This window comes from Microbacterium sp. H6 (assembly GCF_003314775.1).
GTDB classification, from domain to species: Bacteria; Actinomycetota; Actinomycetes; order Actinomycetales; family Microbacteriaceae; genus Microbacterium; species Microbacterium oxydans.
The window spans coordinates 1-200 of sequence record NZ_QOAY01000222.1; positions in this window are offsets into that span (position 1 = coordinate 1).

Consider the following 200-nt stretch of genomic DNA (forward strand, 5'->3'; position numbering starts at 1 on the left):
TGGCGGGAGTCGCTCGTGGCGCGGAGAGCGACGACGGTGCCGAGAACGAGCCCGGTCCGGCACCGACGCCCGAGGATCTGCGGGTGCAAGCTCAGCTGATCGTGCAGTACCTGGACCCGGACGGGGCGGAGCCGGCTGAGGACATCGCGTTGCGAGCGCGGGGTGTGGTGTTGGGGCGCGCCAAGGACGGCGTCATCCCG